The organism is Tepidiphilus thermophilus (assembly GCF_001418245.1).
Taxonomy (GTDB): domain Bacteria; phylum Pseudomonadota; class Gammaproteobacteria; order Burkholderiales; family Rhodocyclaceae; genus Tepidiphilus; species Tepidiphilus succinatimandens.
The window spans coordinates 45,986-68,909 of sequence record NZ_LIPU01000003.1 but is presented as its reverse complement, the minus strand read 5'-3'; the positions used below and the strand labels follow the sequence as shown (position 1 = coordinate 68,909).

Sequence of the window (22,924 nt, the reverse complement as noted above, 5' to 3'; positions counted from 1 at the left end):
GGGGATGGAATCCAGTGCTGGGTAAAGATTCTCATTGATCCACAAACGATTACCGGAGAATCCCTGTGTTCATGCACGGTCTGGAACCGTTTGGAAGGGAACAGGGAAAGCGCGGACAGGGATGGGGGTAGGCTTGTGGATAATTCTGTGAAAAGGGCGCAGCGTGATGAATCCGTTCAAGGACTTGCCCGCGTTTCTTCACGATCCACTGGAAGAGGGGAGAAGAAGGGATGGCGTTGACATCGCGCGCCGCGGCGGTGTATCTTGCCCTTACTTCGGGTGCCCGCTCCGATGTCTTGGGAGCGGGTGAAACGGGAAGCCGGTGAAGCGGGCATCGCCCCGCCATTCCGGCGCAGCCCCCGCTGCTGTGAGCCTGACGGGAAGCGCATCGGCCACTGTGCCTTCGAGGGCATGGGAAGGCGCGCGGACCGGATGACGGCGAGCCAGAAGACCGGCCCGGAGTGCGTAGTTGGTGCGAGCCCCGGGGTGTGGGTTTGGCTGACGGTCCGGGGCGGTTTTTTTTCCTCTTCCCCTCTCCCGTAGGCCCTTTCTCCTCGTGCGGCTCGTCTTGGCGAAACGTTCGCAAAGGAGACGGGTCATGCATATCGAACCAGGCGTCGTCACGGGCGCCAAACTGTTGCTGGGTCATGCCACCGCGGCCGCGAGCCTGGGGGCGGCGTTCTTGCTCTCGGCCAAGGTGGTGAAAAAGGACGGCTTGCCGGCGCTCGCGCTGCGCGCGTTCGTGGCGTCCTTGCTCGTGTTCTGTTTCTTCGAGGTTCTGCCCCACCAGCCGGTGGGCGTGTCCGAGGTCCACCTCATCCTGGGTTCCACCCTACTGCTGCTCTTCGGCCCCGCGGCGGCGGCTCTGGGTCTGGCGGCAGGCTTGCTCATGCAAGGGCTCTTCTTCGCCCCGGCCGATCTGCCGCAGTTCGGCATGAACGTGACCACGCTCCTCGTGCCGCTCTTTGCCACGGCGCTCCTGGCGCGGCGCATCGTGCCGCCGCATACTCCTTACGTCGATCTGCGCTATCGCGATGTGCTGCGCCTGTCGCTTGCCTATCAGGGGGGCGTGGTGTCGTGGGTGGCGTTCTGGGCGCTCTACGGCCAGGGGATCGGCGCGGAGAATCTCGCCCAGGTGGCTTCATTCGGCGCGGCCTACCTCGCGGTGGTGCTCGTCGAGCCGCTCATCGACCTGGCGGTGCTCGCGGCGGCCAAGGCTTGGCATGGCGGCGGGGAATCCCTGTTGCTGCAGCGGCGCCTCTTCGCAGGTCGGGTCTGATGCCAGGAACGGTGTGGTTCGTCGGGGCTGGCCCCGGCGATCCGGAGCTCCTCACCGTCAAGGGCAAGGGGCTGCTCGAACGCGCCGGTGCCGTGCTCTTCGCCGGGTCGTTGGTGGATGCCGCGGCGACGCGCTACGCGCCGCCGGGTTGCCTCATCCGCGATTCGAAAGACATGACGCTCGAGGAGATGACCGAGTGGCTGGTGGCCGCGGCGAAGGCGCACGAGACGGTGGTGCGCCTGCAGACGGGCGACCCCACCCTCTACGGGGCGCTCATCGAGCTCACCCGGCCGCTCACGGCGGCGGGCGTTCCGTGGAAAGTGGTGCCGGGGGTGTCGTCGGCGATGGCGGCGATGGCGGCCGCGGGCGAGTCGATGACTCTGCCCGAGGTGACGCAGACGGTGATCCTCACCCGGGTGGCCGGGCGCACACCCATGCCGCCGGGCGAGGAGCTGGAGGCGCTGGCGGCGCACCGCAGCACGATCTGCCTCTTTCTCTCGATCACGCGCCTTGCCGAAGTCGAGCGCGGGCTGCGCGCGGCCGGCTGGCCGGAGGATGCGCCGGTGCTGGTGGTGCACAAGGCAAGCTGGCCGGGCGAAGAGCGCATCGTGCGCACCACGCTCGGCGAATTGCGCCGGGCGTGCCGCGAGGCGGGGATCGTGAGCCAGGCGATGATCGTGGTCGGCCCCACCCTGGGGGCGGCGTCGTGGCCGAAACTGGCGCGCAGCAAGCTCTACGATCCCTCTTTTACCCATCGCTGGCGGCGGGCGAAGACGAAGGAAAGCGACACATGAACGAACGGACGGTGCTGGTGGTGGCGCACGGCTCGCGCGAGGCGTCGGGCAACGCCGAGACCGCGGAATTCGTGGCGCGCTGGCGGCAGATGCGGCCGCAGTGGCACATCGAGCTGTGCTTCATCGAGCATGCCGAAATCCTGCTCGACGAAGGGCTCGATCGGGCGGCGGAAGGCGCGCGCGAGGTGGTGGTGCTGCCGCTCATCCTCAACGCGGCCGGGCACGTGAAGATGGAGCTTCCCGAGGCGATCGAGCGGGCGCGGGCGCGCCACCCGCAGGTGCGCTTCGTGGCGCGCCGGCATCTGGGCATGGGAGCGGAGCTTTTTTCGCTCATCCAGCAGCGGCTGCAGGAGGCGCTGGGGGAACTGGACGTGCCCGATCCGGCCACCACCGGCGTGATTTTGCTCGGACGCGGTTCGTCGGATCCGGGAGGGAACGCCGAGCTCGCAAAAATGGCGCGCTGGGTGTTCGAGGCCAATGACCACGAGCTGGTCGATCTGGCGTTTACCGGTATCACTTGGCCGCGGCTGGAGACGGTGGTGGCGCGGCAAGTGAGGCTCGGCATGATGCAGATCGCGATCGTTCCCGTCTATCTCTTCACCGGGGTGCTGATCGAGCGCATCGGGGCGCAGGTGGAGCGCCTGCGGCGGCAGTATCCCCGGGTGGCGTTCGCGCTGGCGCGCCATTTCGGCTTCGACGAGCGCCTCGTCGCCTTGCTGGAAGCACGGGTGGGGGAGGAAGGACGAGAGGGGATGCTCGAGTGCGACGGCTGCAAATACCGCGCCGCCGCGGCCCACGAGCATGCTCACGCGCATCATCACGGATGAGGAAAAGAAGCATGACAGCGATCACGGAGCAGCTCACGGCCTTGGGGCGCGCCATCGAGCACGATTCTTTCGCCCTCATCGACGCCGAAGTGGGCGATGCGCATTCCTATTCGGCGTCGCAGTGGCCGGTGGTGCGGCGCATGATCCACGCGAGCGCCGATTTCGAGTTCAACGGACTGACGTTCTTTCACCCCGGGGCGATCGAGGCGGGCATCGCGGCGATCCGGCGCGGCGCGCCGGTGGTGGCCGACGTGGAGATGATCTGCGTGGGGCTGTCGCGGCCGCGCTTGGCGCACTTCGGCATGAAGGCGCATCAGTTCATTTCCGACGAGGACGTGATCGCGGCGGCGAAGGCGAATGGCGGAACCCGGGCGATCGAGGCGATGCGCAAGGCGCACCGTCTGGGCTTGCTCGAAGGGTCGATCGTGGCCGTCGGCAATGCCCCGACCGCGCTGATCGAGGTGGTTCGACTCATCGAGGAAGAGGGCGTGCGGCCGGCACTGGTACTGGGTATGCCGGTGGGGTTCGTCTCGGCCGCCGAATCCAAGGAGCGGCTCATGGCGCAGCAGGAAGTGCCGTGGATCGCCATTCGCGGGCGCAAGGGGGGATCCACCCTCGCCGTGGCGGCGCTGCACGCCTTGCTCGCGCTCGCCGAAGAGGGTAAGGAGTGAGCGAGGAGAAGATCCGCAAGAGCGTGCCGAAGAAGCGCGGCAACCGCACCGGCTTTACCACCGGGGCGTGTGCGGCGGCGGCGGCGAAGGCGGCGACCATGGCGCTCGTCACGGGCGAGCCGCCCAGCGAGATCGAGTGCCGCCTGCCCAACGGGCAGATCGTGCGCTTTCCCGTGCATGAGGCCCGGTTCCTCGATGCCGATGCGTGCCGCGCGGTGGTGGTGAAGGACGCGGGCGACGATCCCGACGCCACCCACGGCGCGCACCTGACGGTCGAGGTGCGGCGCCTGCCCGGGCGCGCCGGCGTGATCGAACTGCGGGGCGGGGAAGGCGTGGGCGTGGTGACCAAGCCGGGGCTGGGGCTGGAAGTGGGTGGGCCGGCGATCAATCCAGTGCCGCGGCGCAATATTACCGAGAACGTGCAGGCGGCGGCGGGCGAGCTCTTGCGCACCGACGGGCTGGAGGTGAGGGTGTCGGTGCCCGGAGGCGAGGAGATGGCAAAGAAGACGCTCAATGCCCGCCTGGGGATCCTGGGCGGCATCTCCATTCTCGGCACCACCGGCATCGTTCGTCCCTATTCGACGGCGGCGTTTCGCGCGAGCGTGGTGCAGGCCGTGGACGTGGCGGTGGCGCAGGGGTGCGAGGCCGTGGTCTTCACCACCGGCGGGCGCACCGAGAAATTCGCCATGCGCCAGTTGCCCCAGCTGCCCGAAGCGGCTTTCGTGCAGATGGGCGACTTCGTCAAGGCGGCGTTTCGCGCGGCGATCGCGCGGCGCGTGCGCCACATCTACGTGGGGGCGATGATCGGCAAGCTCACTAAGATGTGCCAGGGTCTGGCGGTGACGCACGCATGGAAGGCCGAGGTCGACCGCGATCTGCTCGCCGAGGCCGCGCGCGAGGTGGGCGCGCCCGAGGCGGTGGTGGAAGAGATCCGCGCTGCCGAGACGGCGCGTTTTGGCGCCGAACGGCTGGCCGAGCTGGGTCTGGCGGTGCCATTTCACCGCGCCGTGGCCCAGCGCGCCATCCGCCGTCTGAAGGCGGATCATCCGGGCGAATACCGCCTCACGGTGCTGGTGTGCGATTTCGAAGGGCAGGCGATCTGCCGGGTGGAAGAAGATGAATGTCCCTGAACGTTGTGCCGTGATCGGCATCCTCGACGACGGCTGGAAAGGTCTGGGAGAGGAGTCCCGCCGCTGCCTGCACGAGGCCGAACTCGTGATCGGCGCGGAGCGCACCCTCGCCCTCATGCGCCCGCACCTGCCGGAAGGCCGCGAATGGCGCGCACTCGACGGCGCCCTGACCGAAGTGCCGCGCTGGGTGGAAGAGGCGCTCGGCAGGGGGCGGAAAGTGGCGGTGCTCGCCACGGGCGATCCGCTGTGCCACGGCCTTGCCTCTTGGCTGATCGCCCGCCTGGGGGAAGCGCGGGTGGCGGTGTTGCCAGCCGTCTCGACGCTGCAGCTCGCTTTCGCGCGCTGGAAGCTGCCGTGGCAGGAGGTGCGCATCGCCAGTTGCCATGCGCGCGACGCGGGCGAGTGGTCGCTCTCGGCGGGCCCCGGGCATCCGCTGTCGCCGGTTCTGCGCGCCGTGGCCCAGTCCCGGCGCGTGGCGGTCTTCACCAGCGCGGAGAACGATCCTTCGCGCATCGCGCGGGCACTCATCGCCTGCGGCTATGGCGAAGAAGTCAAGTTGCGCGTGGCGAGCCGCTTGCTGCTTGCCGACGAGGCGCTCTTCGGGCCGCTCTCGCTGGCAGAAGCGGCGGAAAGGGAATTTCCCGATCCCAACGTGGTGCTCATCGAACGCGAAGAGGAGAGGCTGCCGCGTTTCGGCCTGGAAGACGAGGAATACGCCCAGCGGGCCCCCGAGAAGGGCTTGCTCACCAAGCAGGAAGCGCGGGCGCTGTCGCTGGCGAAACTCCGGTTGCGGCCCGAAGCTTGCGTCTGGGACATCGGTGCGGGGTCCGGTTCGGTGGGGTTGGAGTGTGCCCGTCTGTGCCCCGAGGGGGAGGTCTGGGCGATCGAGAAGAACGCGGCCGAGGCGGACAACGCCCGCGAGAATGCCCGCCGCCTGCGCGTGGCCAACTACAGGCTGATCGAAGGCCGCGCGCCGGAAGCTCTGGCGGACTGGCCCGATCCCGATGCGGTATTCATCGGCGGATCGGGCGGAGAGCTGCCCGAGCTGATCGCGCTTTCCCTCGCACGGCTCAAGGACGGCGGCCGCCTGGTGATGAATTTCGTGACTCTGGAGAATCTTGCCGCCGCCACGGCGGCGGTGCGTTCCTCGGGTTTTCCCTGGGAGGTGGTGCAGCTGCAGGCAAGCCGCAGCAAGCCCATCCTCGACATGCACCGGCTCGCGGCGCAAAACCCGGTGTGGATCGTGACCGTGGCCAAGGAGGGGGGATGAAGCTCACCGGTGTTTCGCTCGGTCCAGGCGATCCGGGCCTCATCACCCGGCGCGCCTGGGAGGCGCTCACGAGCGGCGCGCGCTGGCTCTATCCGGTGAAGCGAAGCGGCGGCGATTCCTACGCCCTCGACATTGCACGCCGCGCGGGCCTTGCCGTGCCCGAAGACGCCGTGCCCCTCGTCTTTCCCATGACGCGCCAGGCGGACGTGCTGGAGCGCGCCTGGCAGCGGGCGGCGCAACAGGTGATCGATCTGGCGCGGGAGACGTCCGAGTTCGTCTTTCTGGTAGAAGGCGACGCCTCCACGTTCGCCACTTTCGGGCATCTGGCCCGTACCGTGAAAGCGCTCGCGCCGGAGTGCACGATCGAAACCCTCCCCGGCGTGCCCTCTTTCGTCGCCGCAGCGGCCGTGGCCGGCGTGCCGCTCGCCGAGGAGGATGACCGCATGGCCGTGATTCCGGCCGCCTACGGCGTCGGGGTGATCGAGCATCTGCTCGACGCGTTCGATACCGTGGTGCTGCTCAAGGTCAAGCCCCTGCTCGACGAGATTTTGGCGCTGCTTGCGCGCCGCGGTCTGCTCGGGCAGACGTTTTTTTGCGAGAAAGTTGGCGCGCCCGAGCAGCGCCTCATTCGGGACGTGGCCATGCTCACGGGAGAAAAAGTGAATTACCTCTCGCTGATGATCGTGCGGCAGCAGGGTCTGCCGCGCGGCGAATTGCGGCGCGGTTGCCGCAAGAAGCCGCAGGGAGTGCCGTCATGAAATGTGCGGTGGTGGCGATCACCAGACACGGCCTCGCGCTGGCGGGCAGGGTGGCGGCGGCGCTGCCCGGCGCTCGCGTCTTCGCGCCGGCCAAATTCGCCGAACTGGCGCAGCAGGTTGCTCCAGGCAGGGCGCAGTGTTACGAGGGCAAGACGGCCGAGCAGATCCCGGCGCTCTTTGCCGCGTTCGATGCGATCGTGGCCGTCGTCTCGCTCGGGGCGGTGGTGCGGCTCATCGCGCCGCACCTGCGCAACAAGGAGCAGGATCCGGCAGTGGTGGTGCTCGACGAGGCGGGGCGTTTCGTCATTCCCGTGCTCTCGGGGCATCTGGGCGGGGCGAATGCGCTCGCCGGGCATCTGGCGCTCGCGCTGGGGGCTACGGCCGTGCTCACCACGGCATCGGATTCCCGCGAAACCCTGTGCGTCGATCTGCTCGGGCGCGAGCTTGGCTGGCGCTTCGAGGCGAGCCACGACGAGATCGTGCACTGCAGCGCCGCCGTGGTCAACGACGAGCCGGTGGCCTTGGTGCAGGAAGCGGGTAGTACCGACTGGTGGCGCGGCCACGCCAACGGGCGCAGCGGCCCGCTGCCGGAGAACCTCGTCAGGCTCGATCGGCTGGAGGAGGCCGATCCGAACCGATATGCTGCCCTGCTGTGGATCACCCGCGAAGGGCGCGCCGAGGATCACCCTCGGTGGGCCGGGCGGCGTGTGATCTATCGTCCGCCGGAGGAATCATGAAAGTTGCCGTGGGAATCGGCTGCGATCGCGGTACCTCGCTCGCCACGCTGGAGGCGGCGCTTTCGCAGGCGCTTGCAGAAGCTGGCCTTTCGTCCGAGGCGATCGTTCTCCTTGCCAGCATCACCCTCAAGGCCGACGAACCGGGGCTGCTCGCCCTCGCCGCGCGGCTGCCCTGCGAGATCCGCTTCTATTCCCCCGAGGAACTGGCGGCAGTGCCGGTGCCGCATCCTTCCGAAGTCGTGCGCCGCCACACCGGCACACCCTCGGTGGCCGAAGCCGCGGCGCTGCTCGCCGCCGGCGTCGGCATGGAAGCCTTGATCGTGGAGAAACACCGCTATCGCGGCCCCGACGGCCGCAACGCCACCGTCTCGATCGCGAGGATGTCATGAACCGAACCGAGGCCGCCGCCCGCGGCAAAATCTTCCTGGTGGGCATCGGACCGGGCAGCGAGGCGCACATGAGCGCCCGAGCGCGGCAGGCCATCGCCGAGGCCGACACCGTGATCGGCTACGTCACCTACGTCCGCCTGGTGGCGCCGCTCCTCGAAGGCAAGGAGGTGATCCGCAAGTCGATGACCGAGGAGCTCGACCGGGCGGTGGAGGCGCTCGAGCGTGCCCGCCAGGGCAAGACGGTGGCGCTCATCTCGTCGGGCGATGCCGGGGTCTACGGCATGGCCGGGCCGACTTTCGAAGTGCTCTTCGCCGCCGGTTGGCAGCCCGAGGGCGACGTGGCGGTGGAGATCGTCCCGGGCGCCTCGGCCATCAACGCCTGCGCCGCCCTGGTGGGTGCGCCGCTCACGCACGATTTCTGTGCCATTTCGCTCTCCGACCTGCTTACCCCCTGGCCGGTGATCGCCCGGCGGCTCGAGGCTGCTGCCGCCGCCGATTTCGTCGTCGCCCTCTACAATCCCAAGAGCGGACGGCGCACGCGGCACATCGTCGAAGCGCAGCGGCTGCTGCTGCGCCACCGCGCGCCCGATACGCCGGTGGCCATCGTCAAATCCGCCTACCGGCCGAAACAGCGCATCGAACTGACGACGCTCGAGCGCATGGCCGAGGCCGAGATCGGCATGCTCTCGACGGTGCTGGTGGGCAATTCCCGCACCTTCGTGCGCCACGGCCTGATGGTGACGCCGCGCGGCTATGGCGAGAAATACGTCCTGGAAGAAGGCGAACGCCAGGCGCGCGACGGCGAGCAGGCCGGCCGTTCCCTCTCGAGCGGCCTCGAAGGCTGGCTGCGCGAGATCCGCGCAAGCGGCGAGAGTCCGGCGAGCCTCGCACGGCGCTACGCCCTGCCGGAAGACTATCTCGCCGCCCTGCTCGCCGAGGAAGATGCCGATGACTGAAGAAGACACAGCGCGCCATCGCGCCCGCATGCAGCGAAAAAAAGCGGTGATCGAGGAGCGCATCGCCCGGGCCTCGCTCGAGCGCGGAGTCTTTCTGCTCCACACCGGCAACGGCAAGGGAAAATCGAGCGCTGCGTTCGGTATGCTCGCCCGCGCCCTGGGGCACGGGATGAACGCCGTCGTCGTACAGTTCGTCAAGAGTCGCTCCGACACCGGCGAGGAAGCCTTCTTCCGCCGCCATCCGGCGGTGCGCTGGTACGTGATGGGCGAGGGATTCACCTGGGAGACGCAGGACCCGGCGCGCGACGCAGCCGCCGCCCGCGCCGCCTGGGAAACGGCCCGCGCCGCGCTTGCCGACCCCGGCGTGGCGCTCGTGATCCTCGACGAGCTCACCTACGCCTTCAAGTACCGCTGGCTCGACCTGGAAGAAGCGCTGGCGGTGTTTCGGGCGCGTCCCTTGCACCAACACCTCATCGTCACCGGGCGCGCCGCACCGGCGGCACTGGTCGATGCCGCCGACACCGTCACCGAAATGGGGCTCGTCAAGCACGCTTTCCAGGCGGGAGTGAAAGCCATGCCGGGGATCGAATGGTGAGGCAAAGCGTGCGCAAAGGTTACTTGGGGGCATCATGGAATTGACCTGCCCCGCCTGGCTCGTCGCCGCTCCGGCTTCCGGCCACGGCAAGACCACGGTGGTGGCGGCGCTCGCACGCTGGCACACGCGCCAGGGGCGGCGGGTGCGCGTCTTCAAGTGCGGGCCGGATTTCCTCGATCCGCAGATCCACGAACTCGCGTCGGGCGCGCCCTGCGAGACGATCGACTTTCGCATGGCTGGCGAAGAAGACGCCCGCTGGCGCCTGGCGCGTGCGGCGCGGCAAGCCGACCTCATCCTCGTCGAGGGCGTGATGGGGCTGCACGACGGCGAACCCAGCGCCGCCGAACTCGCGCGCCGCCTGCATCTTCCCATCCTGCTCGTCATCGACGCGAGCGCCATGGCCGGCAGTTTCGGCGCCGTGGCCTGGGGATTGAAGCACTACCGCGAGGGCGCGCCGATCACCCACGTGCTCGCCAACCGCACCGGCAGCGCCATGCACGCGCGGCTGTGCCGCGACACGCTGCCCGAGGACATCGCCTGGGCGGGGCACCTGCCGCGCGACGAGGCCATCGCGCTGCCCGAGCGCCATCTGGGATTGCTGCCCGCGGCCGAGATCGCCGACCTGGAAGCTCGACTCGAGCGCATGGCCGAGGCCATCGGCCAGACCGAGGCCGCGGAGCTACCGCCGCCCGTCACTTTTCTCCCGGCGGATACGCCCTCGCCCCTGCCGCCGCTTCTTTCCGGCAAGACGGTGGCGGTGGCGCGCGACGCGGCTTTCTGCTTTCTCTATCCGGCCAACCTCGAGACCCTACACGCGCTCGGGGCGCGCACGGCCTTCTTTTCCCCGCTCGCGGACGCCGCCTTGCCGCCGTGCGATGCCGTATGGCTGCCCGGCGGCTATCCCGAGCTGCACGCGGCGGCGATCGCTGCCAACCGCCCGATGGCTGCCGCACTCGCCGCACACGTGCAGGCGGGCAAGGCGCTGCTCGCCGAGTGCGGCGGTATGATCGCCTGCGCCGAGACCCTCGTCGATGCCGCGGGCCGATCCTGGCCGATGTTCGGGCTTCTGCCGGGCCAGGCGTGCATGCAATCGAGGCTCGCCGGCCTTGGCGTGCTGGAAGCGGAACTGCCCGAGGGGCGCCTCACCGGTCACACCTTCCACTATTCCACTTTCGAGACGGAACTCCCGCCGCTGGTCTTCGCGCGCAAGACCCGCGGCGCGGGGGGCGAGGCGATCTACCGCCGCGGCCGGCTCACGGCGAGCTACATGCATTTCTATTTTCCGTCGAACCCGGCGGCGGTGGCGGCGCTGTTGGGGTCGATGAACGGCTGAACGGAGTGCACGGAGACATGACCCTTTCTTTGCCCCCTTCTCCCCATCGTTTTTCCGAGGTGGAGTGCGAGGCGGTGTATCGCGCCATTGCCGAACGCCGCGACATGCGCCATTTCCTGCCCGATCCGGTCGATCCGGAAGTACTGCAGCGTCTATTGTGGGCGGCGCATCAGGCCCCCAGCGTGGGCTACATGCAGCCTTGGCGTTTTCTTCGCATCACCGACCGTGCTTTGCGGCAGGCGATCCATTGCCTGGTCGAGGAAGAGCGCCAAGCGACGGCCCGGGCCCTGGGCGAGCGGGGTGAGGAATTTCTGCGCCTCAAGGTGGAAGGGATCCTCGAAGCTGCCGAGCTCTTCGTCGTCGCCCTTGCTCCGGGGCGGGAGCGGCATGTATTCGGGCGGCGAACCCTGCCGGAGATGGACGTGGCTTCGCTGGCCTGTGCAATCCAGAATCTATGGCTTGCCGCCCGCGCCGAAGGACTCGGCATGGGCTGGGTGTCGCTGTTCGACCCGCAGCGTTTGGCCGACTTGCTGCGGATGCCAGAGGGGGCCAAGCCCTTGGCCGTTTTGTGCCTGGGCCATGTGGAAACGTTCTATCCGCGGCCGATGCTGGAAGAAGCACATTGGGCCAGCCGACGCCCACCTGCCGAAGTATTCGCCGAGAATTTTTGGCCGCTTGGCGTGCCTGGCTGGGAAGAAGATCGAGGCCTCGCATCTTCCCGCTGAGGCGTTCCTCCTGGCCGCAGTGCTTCACGGCATGCCCGGTTACAATCTTGGCGCTTTTCGTTCGGTTGGGGAAACCATGCAGCCTGTCGTCCGCGCCACCCTCATCGGGACGAGCGCCATCGCCCTGTGGGGGACGCTCGCGCCGCTCACGGCGCTCACCGGCGGGCGCATCCCGCCGTTCCAGCTGCTCGCCACCAGCTTCACCCTGGCGTTCGCCCTCATGCTGTTGCGCTGGCGTCTGCAGGGGCACTGGGGCCTTGCCCAGGCGCGCCAGCCGCTGGCGGCTTGGCTGCTGGGAGTGGGCGGGCTCTTCGGCTACCACGCCTGCTATTTCGCCGCCATGCAGCGGGCGCCGGCGGTGGAGGTGAGCCTCATCGCCTATCTGTGGCCGCTGTTGATCGTGCTCTTTGCTGCCTTGCTGCCGGGCGAGCGCCTGCGGCTGCGCCACCTCGTCGGCGCGGCGCTGGCGCTCGGGGGCGTGTGGGTATTGCTCGGAGGAAAAACGGGGTTCGCGCCCGCGCACCTGAGTGGCTATCTGCTCGCCCTCGCCTGTGCCGTTATCTGGTCGGCCTATTCCGTGCTCTCGCGCCTCTTGCCGCGCGTGCCGAGCGAGGCGGTCGGGTGGTTCTGCGCGGCAACGGCGCTGCTTGCCTGGATGGTGCACTTCGCTTGGGAGCCGACGGTATGGCCCGATGGGGTGGTGGGCTGGTTCGCGCTGCTCGCCCTGGGGCTGGGTCCGGTGGGAGTGGCGTTCTTCACCTGGGATCATGGCGTCAAGCACGGGGACATCGCGCTCCTTGGGGTGCTCTCTTACGCCGCTCCGCTCATCTCCGTGCTCTTGCTGATGATTCTGGGTTTGGCCGAGCCCAGCGCACGACTCGCGGCCGCGGCACTGGCGATCGTGGGCGGCTCGCTGGTGGCGGGCTGGGCGCGCCAGTCACGCGTCGACGGTCAGTCAGAGGAGAAAAGTAGATGAAACGGATGCCTGTGCTTTTTCCCTTGCTTGCCGCGGCGTGCTTCGGCTTCCTGGGAGTGGCCTTGGGAGCGTTCGGCGCGCACGTGCTGCGGCCGCATCTTGCCGCCGCGCTCTACGAGAACGTGCAGACGGCGGTGTTCTACCAGTTCGTCCATGCGCTGGCGCTCTTGGCTCTGGGGGTGCTGGGGGCCGTGGGCTGGAACAGCCGCGCCCTGAGGCTGGCGGCGGGGCTGTGGACGGGCGGGGTGTTCGCTTTTTGCGGCAGTCTCTACGGCTATGCCCTCACCCAATGGCTGCCGCTCGTGTGGGTGACGCCGCTGGGCGGGACGATGCTGCTTGCCGGCTGGGCGGCGTTCGGCGTCGGGGTCTGGCGTGCCATTTCCTCGACGGAAGAGGGGTCTCGATGAGCATCTGGCCTTTGATGGCGTTAAAATTTCACGGACCTGTAACAATTGCGCTCTAGACTTGCGGGGGTCGGGACGATCGTTCCTGCAAAACCCTTTTTCGCACAAGGAGTCGATCCATGGAATCGAACAAACGCATCTGGCTTGGGGCGCTGGCGCTCGCTGGTCTCATCGGTACGGCCCAGGCGCAGCATAAGATCGTTGCAATCGACGGTTCGAGCACGGTCTATCCGATCACCGAGGCCGTGGCCGAGGAATATCAAAAGCTGAAGAAAGGGACCGTGAAAGTCACGGTGGGGATCTCCGGCACCGGCGGCGGGTTCAAGAAATTCTGCCGCGGCGAGACGGACATCTCCGATGCCTCGCGGCCGATCCTCAAGCAGGAGATGGAGGCGTGCCGCCAGACCGGCATCGAATACATCGAGCTGCCGGTGGCCTATGATGCCCTCACCGTGGTGATCAACCCGAAGAACGACTGGGCCGAGGAGATGACGGTGGCCGAGCTCAAGAAGATGTGGGAGCCGGCCGCCCAGGGCGTGGTGGACAACTGGAAGAAGGTTTCCGAGCGTTTCCCCGATCGTCCCCTCAAGCTTGCCGGTCCCGGCGCCGATTCCGGCACGTTCGACTACTTCACCGAAGCCGTCGTCGGCAAATCGAAGTCGAGCCGCGGCGATTACATGGCCTCCGAAGACGACAACGTGATCGTACAGTTCGTCAGCCGCGACGTGGGGGCGTTGGGTTACTTCGGCCTGGCCTACTACACGGAAAACAAGGACAAGGTCAAGGCCGTCAAGATCAAGAAGGACGAGAACTCCCCGGCCGTGGCGCCTAGCGTGGAGACGGTGAACAACGGTACCTATCAGCCGCTGTCGCGCCCGATCTTCATCTATGTGAACGCGAAAGCGGCGCAGGAAAAACCGGAAGTGCGCGAGTTCGTCGAGTTCTATCTGCAAAATGCGGCGAAACTGTCCAAAGAAGTGGGCTACGTCGATCTGCCCGCCAAGGCCTACGAGATGGCCCTGAGAAACTTCAAGGCGATGAAGAAAGGCACGGCCTTCGGCGGCGAGCCCGACGTTGGCGTGAAGGTCGAAGAATTGCTGGAACGTGAAGGCAAACTGTAAGTTTCACCACCGGGCCATCGGCGCGATCAGGCGTCGATGGCATTTTTCATCATTTGCCTCATCTTACGGTCAGGCACACCATGAGCGACGCAATGACGGCGACCGAAACGGGTGGCAGTCCTTCCTCCCTTTACCTCGACCGCATCCGCACGATGCGCCACGTGCGCAACGGCAAGGAACGCGTCATCGAGGCGATCCTCTTCGTGGCGGCCTTCTGCGCCGTGGCGGTGACGGTGGCCATCGTCGCCATCCTGCTCTATGAGGCCTCGACTTTTTTCGCCCACGTCTCCCTCGTCGAGTTTCTCACCGGCACCGAATGGACGCCGCTCTTCGAGCGTGCTTCCTACGGCATGCTGCCGCTGCTCGTCGGCACGGTGGTGACTTCGTTCATCGCTTTCGTCGTGGCCGGCCCGCTCGGCTTTCTCATCGCGATGTACCTCTCCGAGTTCGCCCCGCCGAAACTGGCCGAGGTGCTCAAGCCCTTCCTCGAGCTGCTCGCCGGCGTGCCGACCATCGTCTATGGCTACTTCGCGCTACTCTTCGTCACCCCCTTGCTGCAGAAGATCATTCCCGGCTTGCCCGGATTCAACATGCTCAGCGCCGGCTTGGTGATGGGGCTGATGATCGTACCCTACGTCGCCTCGGTCGCCGAGGACGCCATGCGCGCCGTGCCGATGGCGCTGCGCGAAGGCTCTTACGCCATGGGAGCGACGCGCTTCCAGACGGCGATGTGGGTGGTGCTGCCGGCTTCCTTTTCCGGCGTGATGGCCGCCTTCGTGCTGGGGATCTCGCGCGCCGTGGGCGAGACGATGATCGTGGCCATCGCCGCCGGTCAGCAGCCAAACTTCACCTTCGACCCGCGTGAGCCGGCCGCCACCATCACCGCCTACATCGTGCAGGTGGCCATGGGCGACTTGCCGCACGGCTCCATCGGCTATCAGAGCATCTTCGCCGTGGGCCTGGTGCTCGTGGTGATCACCTTGGTGTTCAACCTGATCGGCCAGATGCTGCGCCGGCGCATTCGCGAGGTGTATTGACATGGCGAGTAAGGAAAGCATGGAGCTGCGCGGCGTCATCGCCAGGAACCAGCGCTGGGATCTGATCATCGGGACCATCGGCTTGCTGGCCACGGCCGTGGGGGTGCTCATCCTCATGCTCCTCTTCGTCGACCTGGTGATCGACGGCTGGCAGCGGCTCAACCCCGATTTCTTCCTGAATTTCCCGTCGCGCCGCCCGGAAGAGGCCGGCATTCTCTCGGCCTGGGTGGGCTCGGCGCTGGTGATGATCGTTACTGCCTTCACCGCCGTGCCGCTGGGCGTGGCTGCGGCCATCTATCTGGAGGAATACGCGCCGAAGAACTGGATCACCGAGCTCATCGAGATCAACGTGACCAACCTCGCGGCGGTGCCCTCCATCATCTACGGCCTGCTCGCCCTGGGCTTGTTCGTCTATATCCTCGGCTTCGGGCACAGCATCCTGACGGCGGGGCTCACGCTCGGGCTCATGATCCTGCCCATCATCATCGTGGCCACCCGCGAGGCGCTGCGCGCCATTCCGGTGGCCATCCGCGAGGCGGCCTACGCGCTGGGGGCGACGCGCTGGCAGGTGGTGAGCGATCACCTCATCCCCTACGCCTCGGGCGGCATCTACACCGGCGTGATCATCGGCTTGTCGCGCGCCATCGGCGAGACCGCGCCGGTGATCACCATCGGCGCGCTCACCTTCATCGCCTTCCTGCCCCCGATCCCTTTCAGCGGCGATCCGCCGGCTGGACCTTTCGATTGGCTCTTCTCGCCCTTCACCGTGCTGCCCATCCAGATGTTCAACTGGCTGTCGCGCCCGCAGAGCGCCTTCCACGTCAATGCGGCGGCCACCGGCATCGTCATCATCGTGGCCACGCTCGCGATGAACGGCATCGCCATCTGGCTGCGCTCGCGTATCCGCGCCAAGCTGAAATGGTGAGCCTCTCCATTCTTTTCCTGGGAATCTGCGCATGAGCGAACAGAACAACGCGACGATCGTCTCCGAACCGCTCAAGGCCGAGACGCGCAAGTTCAATTTCTACTATGGCGACAACCACGCGCTGAAGAACGTCGATCTGCCGGTGGCCGAGCGCATGGTCACGGCCCTCATCGGCCCTTCGGGCTGCGGCAAGTCGACCCTGCTGCGCAGCTTCAACCGCATGCACGACCTCTATCCCGGCAACCGCTACGAAGGCGAGATCCGCCTCTATCCCGACGACGTCAATCTCGTCTCGCCCGCGGTCGACCCCATCGAGATCCGCATGCGCATCTCCATGGTGTTCCAGAAACCCAACCCTTTCCCCAAGACGATCTTCGAGAACGTGGCCTACGGTCTGATGGTGCGCGGCGAGAAGCGCCGCTCGGTGCTGGAGGAAAAGGTCGAGGAGGCGCTGCGCGGAGCGGCGCTGTGGGAGGAGGTGAAAGACCGGCTCGACGACCTGGCCTTCAACCTCTCGGGGGGGCAGCAGCAGCGGCTGTGCATCGCCCGGGCGCTGGCGGCCGATCCGGAGATCATCCTCTTCGACGAACCCACCTCGGCGCTCGACCCCATCGCCACGGCGAGCATCGAGGAGCTCATCGCCGAGATCAAGGAAAAGGTGACCATCCTCATCGTCACCCACAACATGCAGCAGGCGGCGCGCATCTCGGACTATACCGCCTTCATGTACCTGGGCGAGCTCGTCGAGTTCGGTCGCACCGACGAGCTCTTCGTGCGCCCGCGCAAGAAACAGACCGAGGATTACATCACCGGGCGCTTCGGCTGATCACCACCACCAGGCCGCGATCCCCAGCAGGACGAAGGCGAGCGCCGCGGCGACGTGGAGTATCTTGGCCGGCAGGCGGCGGGTGAGGCGCTCGCCGAACCACACGACCGGGGCGTTGGCGAGCATCATCCCCACCGTGGTTCCCGCCACCACCGCCGCGTAGGGCGAATAGTGCGCGGCGAGCGCCACCGTGGCGATCTGCGTCTTGTCTCCCATCTCGGCAAGGAAGAAAGCGGAAGACACGATCGTGAAGATGCGGGTGCGCGTTACCGCCGGACGCGTCTTCGTCTCGTCTTCATCGATCGTATCCGGTACCAGCAGCCACAGCCCCAGCGCGACGAAAGAGATCGCGACCACCGCGCGCAGCACGTCCGGTCCGAGCCACTGCGTCACCGCCGCCCCCAGCGCTGCGGCGCCGGCGTGATTGACGAGCGTGGCAAAGAAAATCGCCGCACAGATCGTCCACGGCGCACGGTAACGCCCGGCGAGCACGAGCGAGAGGAGCTGCGTCTTGTCGCCGACTTCGGCGAGGGCGACGAGCCCGGTGGCGGTGAGAAAGGCTTCCATCGGCTGGTAGTCAGTGACGGGGTGAGTCGCATTATAGCGGCGCACTTGCTATGATCCTAAAGTTCGCCGGCGGGTTCGCCGGCCGGGATGAACGGGAAACCATGCACGAAGACGAGGGAAGATCGACCGCCTCCTGTATCCGCATCCGCGGCGCGCGCCAGCACAACCTGAAGAACCTCGACGTCGAGCTACCCACGGGGCGCTTCATCGCCGTGACCGGCGTCTCGGGGGCGGGGAAATCCTCGCTCGTGATCGAGACGCTCTACGCCGAGGGGCAACGCCGCTACGTCGAGACCTTTTCCCCCTACGCACGCCAGTTCTTCGAGCGGCTCGATGCACCCGAAGTCGACGAGATCGAAGGGGTGCTGCCGGCGATCGCCATCGAGGGCGGCACCCACGTGCGCACCTCGCGCTCGACGGTGGGGACGCTCACCGAGATCGCCGATCACGCCAAATGGCTCTACGCCCGTGCCGCGCGGCTCTTCTGCCCCGGTTGCGGCGAGGAGATCGTGCCGCACACGCCGGAGACGGTGGCCGCCGACTTGGCGCGGCGTTTTGCCCCGGCCGCGCGGCTCGCCGTGCTCTACCCCGTGCCGGTGCCCGAGCGGCTACCCGCCGAGACGGTGCGCGCAGGGCTCGCCGCCCAGGGTTATTCTCGCATCGTCGCCCGCACGCCCGCCGGTGAGGGGCGCTGGTGGTGGTGGGTGGTGCAGGATCGCTTCCGCCGCGAAACGGCCGAGGAACGGCGGCTTGCCGAAGCGCTGGAGGCGGCTTTCGCCCAAGGGCAGGGACGCCTGGCGGTGGCCGACTGGGACGAACTCAGGGCGCGCTTGGGCGAGCCGCCGGAGACGGGCGAGCCTCCTGCCTGCGAGCGGCTGCCCGCGCGCGAATACCGGCGCGAGCGCTACTGCGGCGGCTGCGATTTGTCCTTTTCCGACCCTTCGCCGGGGCTCTTTTCCTTCAATTCCCCGGTGGGCGCCTGCCCGACCTGCCGCGGCTTCGGACGGGTGATCGGCATCGACTGGGACAAGGTGATCCCGGATCCCTCGCTGTCCCTGCGCCGGGGGGCGATCCGACCCTGGCAAGGGGGCTTCTCGGCCCAATGCCAGCAGGAACTGGAGATGCTCGCCCCGGCCGCCGGAGTGCGCCTGGACGTGCCTTGGTGCGAGTTGAGCGAGGCGGAGCAACGTTGGGTGCTCGAAGGCGACCCCGACTGGGTCGACTGGGAGACGAGCTGGCCGCAGCACTGGTACGGCGTGCGCCGTTACTTCGAATGGCTCGAATCCAAGGCCTACAAGATGCACGTGCGGGTGCTGCTGTCGCGCTACCGCAGCTATACCGTCTGCCCCGACTGCCACGGCACGCGCCTCAAGCCCGAGGCGCTCGCCTGGCGTCTGGTTGCCCCGGACGAGACGCCGCCACCTGGACGTCTTCCCGGTCACAGCCTGCCCGAGCTCTTCGCCTTGCCGGTGGAGGAGGCGGCCGCTTTCGTGCACCGCTGCGCCGCCGGCATCCAGGGCAAGACCCTGCGGCAGGTGCTCGAGGAAATCGCGACCCGCCTGGGCTATCTGTGCGAAGTGGGGCTGGGCTACCTCACCCTCGATCGCGCCTCGCGCACCCTCTCAGGCGGGGAGCTGCAGCGCATCCACCTCACCACGGCGCTGGGCACCTCGCTCGTGGAGACGCTCTTCGTGCTGGAAGAGCCCACCGCCGGGCTGCACGCGCGCGACGTGGCGCGGCTCATCGGCGCGATCCGCCGGCTGGTGGATCTGGGCAACACCGTGGTGCTGATCGAGCACGACCCGCAGGTGATCGCCGCCGCCGACTGGGTGATCGACCTCGGACCGGGGGCGGGGGCGCAAGGCGGGCAGCTGGTGGCCGAAGGGCCGCCGGCGGCCATCGCGGCGCATCCAGCCTCTCTCACTGGCGCCTATCTCAGCGGCCGGCTGCGGGTGCAGGCGGAACGCGCCGCGCGCGAAGTGCGCGACGGGCCTTGGCTGCACCTGCGCGGCGCGCGCGAACACAACCTCAAAGGGATCGACCTGGCGTTGCCCCTGTCGGGACTGACGGTGATCGCCGGCGTGTCCGGTTCGGGCAAGTCCACCCTGGTCGAGAACGTGCTCGTGCCCTCCGTGTCGCGGGCGCTGGGGCTCGAGGCCGAGGCGCCGGGGCCGTACGATGCGCTCGAAGGGGCGCAGATGCTCGCCGATCTCGTCTGGATCGACCAGACGCCGCTTGCCAAGAGCGCGCGCTCCATGCCGGTGACGGTGACCGGGGCCTGGGACGCGCTGCGCCGGCTCTTCGCCGCCCAGCCCGAGGCCGCCGCCCACGGCTTTACCGCCGGCAGCTTCAGCTTCAACGCCGGTGAAGGGCGCTGCCCCGCCTGCGGCGGCTCGGGCTTCGAGCACGTGGAGATGCAGTTTCTCGCCGATGTCTATCTGCGCTGCCCGGTGTGCGACGGCCGGCGCTTCCGCCCCGAAGTGCTGCGCGTGCGGCTGGCCGGCAAGAACGCCGCCGACTGGCTGGAGCTCACGGTGGACGAGGCCCTGGCGCTCCTCTCCCGCCTGCCGCAGGGCAAGGCGGCTGCGGCGCACCTGCAGCCGCTCGTCGCGCTCGGGCTGGGCTACCTGCGCCTGGGCCAGCCCACGCCCACGCTCTCCGGCGGCGAAGCCCAGCGCCTCAAGCTTGCCGCGCGGCTTGCCGAACGCCGCGGCGCGGGCAAGACCCTCTACGTGCTCGACGAGCCCACGACGGGGTTGCACCAGCACGAAGTCGCGCGCCTGCTGCGCGTGCTCGAGGATCTGACCGAACAGGGCGAGGCGGTGGTGGTGGTCGAGCACCACCTCGACGTGATCGCCGCCGCCGACTGGGTGATCGAACTGGGCCCAGAAGGCGGCGAAGGCGGCGGCCGGATCGTCCATGCAGGGCCGCCCTCCATGCTCGCCGCGGCCGATACCGCCACCGGCCGGGCGCTGCGCGAGCGCACCTTCGTCTTCGCCGCGCCGGCCCTGCCGCTTGCCGCCGAACCGACTCCGTTGTACGGCCCCGCGCCGCAGCGCGGCATCGAGATCGTCGATGCGCACGAGCACAACCTCAAGCACCTCGACGTGACGATCGCGCGCGAGCGGCTCACCGTGGTCACCGGCGTGTCCGGCTCGGGCAAATCGACGCTCGCCTTCGACATCGTCTTCGCCGAAGGGCAGCGGCGCTACCTCACGGCGCTCGATGCCTACGCGCGCCAGTTCGTACAGCCGCCCCCGCCGCCCGCGGTGGGCCGCATCCTCGGCCTGTCGCCCACCGTGGCCATCGAACAGCGCACCAGCCGCGGCGGCTACAAGAGCACGGTGGGTACGCTCACCGAAATCGCCCCCTTCCTGCGGCTCCTCTACGCCCGCCTCGGCACCCCCTATTGCCCCGAGTGCGGCGTGCCGCTCGAACCGCTCGCTGCCGCCTCCCTGGCGCAGCGCCTGGCGACGCTGCCTTCGCCGCTTTCCCTCTACGCCCCGCTCGTGCGCCGCCGCAAGGGGATCTACAAGGAACTGGCCGCCTGGGCGGCACGACGCGGCGTGGCGACGCTGCTCGTCGACGGCGAGGAGGTTCCCACCGACCCCTGGCCCAAGATCGACCGCTACCGTGAGCACGACATCGATCTGCCGATCGAGCGGCTCGCATCCGCCGATGCTGCCTTGCAGCGGGCCGTGCAGCAGGCGCTGGAGGTGGGCGAAGGGGTGAAAGTGCGCGACGGGCTCGGTCGCTGGCACCTCTTCGCCGGTGCTCACGTCTGCCCCTCCTGCGGCAAGGGCGCTCCGCCGCTCGATCCGCGCCTCTTCTCGCAGCATTCGCCCCTGGGTTGGTGTCCGGCCTGCCTCGGCACCGGCCGGAAACTGCTGGGCGAAGGCGCGGCGCTGCGCGATGGCCGGCCGCAGGCGCTCGAGGCCGAGCGCGAGGTCGAGGGACGCCTCGTCACCGCCCAGCCCTGCCCAGAGTGCGACGGCAGCCGGCTCAACGCCGACGCCCGCGCTGTGCGACTGCAGGGGATGACGCTGCCGCAGCTCGCGCGCCTGCCGCTCGCGCGCCTGGGGCCGTGGTTCGACGAAGCCGCCGCGCAGTGGGACGAACGCAGCCGGCGCATCGCCGCCGAAGTGTTGCCGCAGATCGCGCAGCGCCTCGCCTTCCTGTGCGAAGCGGGGCTGGGCTATCTCACGCTGGAGCGCGCCGCGCCCACGCTCTCGGGGGGCGAAGCGCAGCGCATCCGGCTCGCCGCCCAGCTCGGCTCGACCCTGCGCGGCGTGTGCTACGTGCTCGACGAACCCACCATCGGCCTGCACCCGCGCGACGACGAACGCCTCATCGCCCTGCTGCGCCGGCTGCAGCGCCGCGGCAACACCGTGCTGGTGGTCGAACACGACGAGGCGATGATCCGCAGCGCCGACGAGGTGATCGACCTCGGCCCCGGCGCGGGCGAGCACGGTGGCGAGGTGGTGGCGCAAGGGCCGCTGCCGGTCATTCTCGCCTCGCCGCGCTCGCTCACCGGCAAGATGCTGCGTACCCCCATCGCGCACCGGCTCGCACCGCCGCGGCCCGTCGTCGACGACACGGCGAGCCTGTGGGTGCGTGGCGCATGGCACCACAACCTGCAGGGCATCGATGTGCGTCTGCCGCTCGCGCGCCTCACGGTGGTCACCGGCGTGTCCGGTTCGGGCAAATCGACCCTGGTGCGCGAGGTGCTTGCCCAGAGCCTGCGCCAAGGCCGACCCGTCGGCTGCGAACGCCTCGAAGGCGGCGAGGCGCTCACACGGCTCCTCGAAGTCGACCAGACACCCATCGGCAAGACCCCCCGTTCCTGCCCGGCCACCTACCTCAAGGTGTTCGATCCCATCCGCCGCCTCTTCGCCGAAACCCAGGAAGCCCGTACCCGCGGCTGGGCCCCGGCCTGGTTCTCTTTCAACACGGGGGAAGGACGCTGCCCGGTGTGCGAGGGGCAAGGCATGATCACGGTGGAAATGGCCTTCCTGCCCGACGTGCGCGAACCGTGCGAAGCCTGCGGCGGCAGCCGCTACCGCGCCGAGACCCTGCAGGTGCGCTGGCGCGGCGCCTCCATCGCCGACGTGCTGGCGATGACGGTAGCGCAGGCGGCGGAATTCTTCGCCGCCCACCCGGCGATCGCGCGGCCCCTGCGCTGGATGGAGGAAGTGGGACTGGGCTACCTGCGTCTGGGGCAACCCAGCCCGACCCTCTCCGGGGGCGAAGCGCAGCGGCTCAAGCTCGTCGCCGAGCTCTCGCGCCCGGCCCACACGCCCACCCTCTATCTGCTCGACGAGCCCACCGTCGGCCTGCATCTGGCCGACATCGAAAAGCTGCTGCACGTGCTGCACCGGCTGGTGGAGAACGGTCACACGGTGGTGGTCATCGAACACGACCCGGACGTGTGGCTCGAAGCCGACTGGATCGTCGATCTCGGCCCCGGCGGGGGCGAGGAGGGCGGGCGCCTGGTCCATCAGGGAACCGTGGAATCCCTGCGCCGGCGGGGATCGGGGGCGACGAGCGAAGCGCTCAAGCGCGTGCTCGCCCGTCGCAAAGATGCTTTACTGAAGTGAGCGAGCG

General features: G+C 68.3%; 21 protein-coding genes and 1 riboswitch. Of the genes, 20 read left to right on the top strand and 1 reads right to left on the bottom strand.

The annotated features are described in order from the left end of the window. The first annotated feature begins 260 nt into the window (after positions 1–260). Positions 261–474, top strand: a riboswitch (cobalamin riboswitch). A 124-nt stretch (positions 475–598) separates the two neighbouring features. The 19 genes from ASC37_RS03455 to pstB all read left to right on the top strand — a co-directional run bounded on the left by ASC37_RS03455 (position 599) and on the right by pstB (position 16,753). Continuing rightward, positions 599–1,279, top strand: a complete 681-nt coding sequence (locus tag ASC37_RS03455) for an energy-coupling factor ABC transporter permease (protein WP_055423045.1) — start codon at positions 599–601, stop codon at positions 1,277–1,279. Further along, positions 1,279–2,073 carry a precorrin-4 C(11)-methyltransferase gene (gene cobM, locus ASC37_RS03450; protein ID WP_055423044.1) on the top strand — a complete coding sequence of 265 codons (795 nt, stop codon included), beginning with the start codon at positions 1,279–1,281 and terminating at the stop codon, positions 2,071–2,073. The genes ASC37_RS03455 and cobM overlap by 1 nt, the downstream gene beginning before the upstream one ends. Further along, a complete protein-coding gene (locus ASC37_RS03445) occupies positions 2,070–2,900 on the top strand; it encodes a sirohydrochlorin chelatase (protein ID WP_055423043.1) in 831 nt (276 codons plus the stop codon). Before cobM ends, ASC37_RS03445 begins: the two co-directional genes overlap by 4 nt. An 11-nt stretch (positions 2,901–2,911) precedes the next feature. Continuing rightward, the gene (locus ASC37_RS03440; RefSeq protein WP_198288989.1) at positions 2,912–3,571 is read left to right on the top strand and encodes a precorrin-8X methylmutase; all 660 of its coding nucleotides are present in this window, start codon (positions 2,912–2,914) and stop codon (positions 3,569–3,571) included. Beyond that, positions 3,568–4,701, top strand: a complete 1,134-nt coding sequence (locus tag ASC37_RS03435; protein ID WP_055423041.1) for a cobalt-precorrin-5B (C(1))-methyltransferase — start codon at positions 3,568–3,570, stop codon at positions 4,699–4,701. Before ASC37_RS03440 ends, ASC37_RS03435 begins: the two co-directional genes overlap by 4 nt. Continuing rightward, positions 4,688–5,971, top strand: a complete 1,284-nt coding sequence (locus ASC37_RS03430; protein ID WP_055423040.1) for a bifunctional cobalt-precorrin-7 (C(5))-methyltransferase/cobalt-precorrin-6B (C(15))-methyltransferase — start codon at positions 4,688–4,690, stop codon at positions 5,969–5,971. The genes ASC37_RS03435 and ASC37_RS03430 overlap by 14 nt, the downstream gene beginning before the upstream one ends. Further along, positions 5,968–6,729 (top strand): precorrin-2 C(20)-methyltransferase, encoded by a 762-nt coding sequence (cobI, locus tag ASC37_RS03425; RefSeq protein ID WP_055423039.1) that lies wholly within the window; start codon positions 5,968–5,970, stop codon positions 6,727–6,729. Before ASC37_RS03430 ends, cobI begins: the two co-directional genes overlap by 4 nt. Then, on the top strand, positions 6,726–7,466 hold the full coding sequence (locus ASC37_RS03420; protein ID WP_055423038.1) for a cobalamin biosynthesis central domain-containing protein: 741 nt from the start codon (positions 6,726–6,728) through the stop codon (positions 7,464–7,466). Before cobI ends, ASC37_RS03420 begins: the two co-directional genes overlap by 4 nt. Continuing rightward, the gene (locus tag ASC37_RS03415) at positions 7,463–7,855 is read left to right on the top strand and encodes a cobalamin biosynthesis protein (protein WP_055423037.1); all 393 of its coding nucleotides are present in this window, start codon (positions 7,463–7,465) and stop codon (positions 7,853–7,855) included. Before ASC37_RS03420 ends, ASC37_RS03415 begins: the two co-directional genes overlap by 4 nt. After that, a complete protein-coding gene (gene cobJ / locus ASC37_RS03410) occupies positions 7,852–8,811 on the top strand; it encodes a precorrin-3B C(17)-methyltransferase (protein ID WP_072247910.1) in 960 nt (319 codons plus the stop codon). Before ASC37_RS03415 ends, cobJ begins: the two co-directional genes overlap by 4 nt. Further along, positions 8,804–9,406 carry a cob(I)yrinic acid a,c-diamide adenosyltransferase gene (cobO, locus tag ASC37_RS03405; protein ID WP_088178259.1) on the top strand — a complete coding sequence of 201 codons (603 nt, stop codon included), beginning with the start codon at positions 8,804–8,806 and terminating at the stop codon, positions 9,404–9,406. Before cobJ ends, cobO begins: the two co-directional genes overlap by 8 nt. Positions 9,407–9,440: 34 nt before the next feature. Further along, positions 9,441–10,739, top strand: a complete 1,299-nt coding sequence (locus ASC37_RS03400; protein WP_055423035.1) for a cobyrinate a,c-diamide synthase — start codon at positions 9,441–9,443, stop codon at positions 10,737–10,739. Between the two features lie 17 nt (positions 10,740–10,756). Beyond that, a complete protein-coding gene (bluB, locus tag ASC37_RS03395; protein WP_055423034.1) occupies positions 10,757–11,464 on the top strand; it encodes a 5,6-dimethylbenzimidazole synthase in 708 nt (235 codons plus the stop codon). Between the two features lie 76 nt (positions 11,465–11,540). Continuing rightward, entirely contained in the window at positions 11,541–12,440 is a 900-nt protein-coding gene (yddG, locus tag ASC37_RS03390; protein ID WP_055423033.1) for an aromatic amino acid exporter YddG, read from the top strand. Further along, positions 12,437–12,847: a DUF423 domain-containing protein gene (locus ASC37_RS03385; protein ID WP_198288988.1), complete on the top strand. Its 411-nt coding sequence runs from the start codon at positions 12,437–12,439 to the stop codon at positions 12,845–12,847. The genes yddG and ASC37_RS03385 overlap by 4 nt, the downstream gene beginning before the upstream one ends. Positions 12,848–12,963: 116 nt before the next feature. Then, positions 12,964–13,965: a PstS family phosphate ABC transporter substrate-binding protein gene (locus tag ASC37_RS03380; RefSeq protein WP_055423032.1), complete on the top strand. Its 1,002-nt coding sequence runs from the start codon at positions 12,964–12,966 to the stop codon at positions 13,963–13,965. A gap of 152 nt (positions 13,966–14,117) precedes the next feature. Then, positions 14,118–15,002, top strand: coding sequence for a phosphate ABC transporter permease subunit PstC (gene pstC, locus ASC37_RS03375; protein ID WP_055423193.1), 885 nt, complete (start codon positions 14,118–14,120; stop codon positions 15,000–15,002). A 1-nt stretch (position 15,003) separates the two neighbouring features. After that, positions 15,004–15,927 carry a phosphate ABC transporter permease PstA gene (gene pstA / locus ASC37_RS03370; RefSeq protein WP_055423031.1) on the top strand — a complete coding sequence of 308 codons (924 nt, stop codon included), beginning with the start codon at positions 15,004–15,006 and terminating at the stop codon, positions 15,925–15,927. Between the two features lie 31 nt (positions 15,928–15,958). Further along, the gene (pstB, locus tag ASC37_RS03365; RefSeq protein WP_055423030.1) at positions 15,959–16,753 is read left to right on the top strand and encodes a phosphate ABC transporter ATP-binding protein PstB; all 795 of its coding nucleotides are present in this window, start codon (positions 15,959–15,961) and stop codon (positions 16,751–16,753) included. On the opposite strand, the gene ASC37_RS03360 is transcribed toward pstB, so the two are convergent. Beyond that, entirely contained in the window at positions 16,754–17,320 is a 567-nt protein-coding gene (locus ASC37_RS03360; RefSeq protein ID WP_055423029.1) for a TMEM165/GDT1 family protein, read from the bottom strand. 101 nt (positions 17,321–17,421) lie between these two features. Between ASC37_RS03360 and uvrA the strand changes: the two genes are divergently transcribed. After that, positions 17,422–22,917, top strand: a complete 5,496-nt coding sequence (gene uvrA / locus ASC37_RS03355; RefSeq protein WP_055423028.1) for an excinuclease ABC subunit UvrA — start codon at positions 17,422–17,424, stop codon at positions 22,915–22,917. Positions 22,918–22,924: the final 7 nt, after the last annotated feature.

What these genes read in the sequence shown, in the direction of transcription:
- ASC37_RS03455 (WP_055423045.1), top strand. Translation starts at nt 599, where the DNA reads ATGCATATCGAACCAGGCGTCGTCACGGGCGCCAAACTGTTGCTGGGT.
- cobM (WP_055423044.1), top strand. Translation starts at nt 1,279, where the DNA reads ATGCCAGGAACGGTGTGGTTCGTCGGGGCTGGCCCCGGCGATCCGGAG.
- ASC37_RS03445 (WP_055423043.1), top strand. Translation starts at nt 2,070, where the DNA reads ATGAACGAACGGACGGTGCTGGTGGTGGCGCACGGCTCGCGCGAGGCG.
- ASC37_RS03440 (WP_198288989.1), top strand. Translation starts at nt 2,912, where the DNA reads ATGACAGCGATCACGGAGCAGCTCACGGCCTTGGGGCGCGCCATCGAG.
- ASC37_RS03430 (WP_055423040.1), top strand. Translation starts at nt 4,688, where the DNA reads ATGAATGTCCCTGAACGTTGTGCCGTGATCGGCATCCTCGACGACGGC.
- cobI (WP_055423039.1), top strand. Translation starts at nt 5,968, where the DNA reads ATGAAGCTCACCGGTGTTTCGCTCGGTCCAGGCGATCCGGGCCTCATC.
- ASC37_RS03420 (WP_055423038.1), top strand. Translation starts at nt 6,726, where the DNA reads ATGAAATGTGCGGTGGTGGCGATCACCAGACACGGCCTCGCGCTGGCG.
- ASC37_RS03415 (WP_055423037.1), top strand. Translation starts at nt 7,463, where the DNA reads ATGAAAGTTGCCGTGGGAATCGGCTGCGATCGCGGTACCTCGCTCGCC.
- cobJ (WP_072247910.1), top strand. Translation starts at nt 7,852, where the DNA reads ATGAACCGAACCGAGGCCGCCGCCCGCGGCAAAATCTTCCTGGTGGGC.
- cobO (WP_088178259.1), top strand. Translation starts at nt 8,804, where the DNA reads ATGACTGAAGAAGACACAGCGCGCCATCGCGCCCGCATGCAGCGAAAA.
- ASC37_RS03400 (WP_055423035.1), top strand. Translation starts at nt 9,441, where the DNA reads ATGGAATTGACCTGCCCCGCCTGGCTCGTCGCCGCTCCGGCTTCCGGC.
- bluB (WP_055423034.1), top strand. Translation starts at nt 10,757, where the DNA reads ATGACCCTTTCTTTGCCCCCTTCTCCCCATCGTTTTTCCGAGGTGGAG.
- yddG (WP_055423033.1), top strand. Translation starts at nt 11,541, where the DNA reads ATGCAGCCTGTCGTCCGCGCCACCCTCATCGGGACGAGCGCCATCGCC.
- ASC37_RS03385 (WP_198288988.1), top strand. Translation starts at nt 12,437, where the DNA reads ATGAAACGGATGCCTGTGCTTTTTCCCTTGCTTGCCGCGGCGTGCTTC.
- ASC37_RS03380 (WP_055423032.1), top strand. Translation starts at nt 12,964, where the DNA reads ATGGAATCGAACAAACGCATCTGGCTTGGGGCGCTGGCGCTCGCTGGT.
- pstC (WP_055423193.1), top strand. Translation starts at nt 14,118, where the DNA reads ATGCGCCACGTGCGCAACGGCAAGGAACGCGTCATCGAGGCGATCCTC.
- pstA (WP_055423031.1), top strand. Translation starts at nt 15,004, where the DNA reads ATGGCGAGTAAGGAAAGCATGGAGCTGCGCGGCGTCATCGCCAGGAAC.
- pstB (WP_055423030.1), top strand. Translation starts at nt 15,959, where the DNA reads ATGAGCGAACAGAACAACGCGACGATCGTCTCCGAACCGCTCAAGGCC.
- ASC37_RS03360 (WP_055423029.1), bottom strand. Translation starts at nt 17,320, where the DNA reads ATGGAAGCCTTTCTCACCGCCACCGGGCTCGTCGCCCTCGCCGAAGTC.
- uvrA (WP_055423028.1), top strand. Translation starts at nt 17,422, where the DNA reads ATGCACGAAGACGAGGGAAGATCGACCGCCTCCTGTATCCGCATCCGC.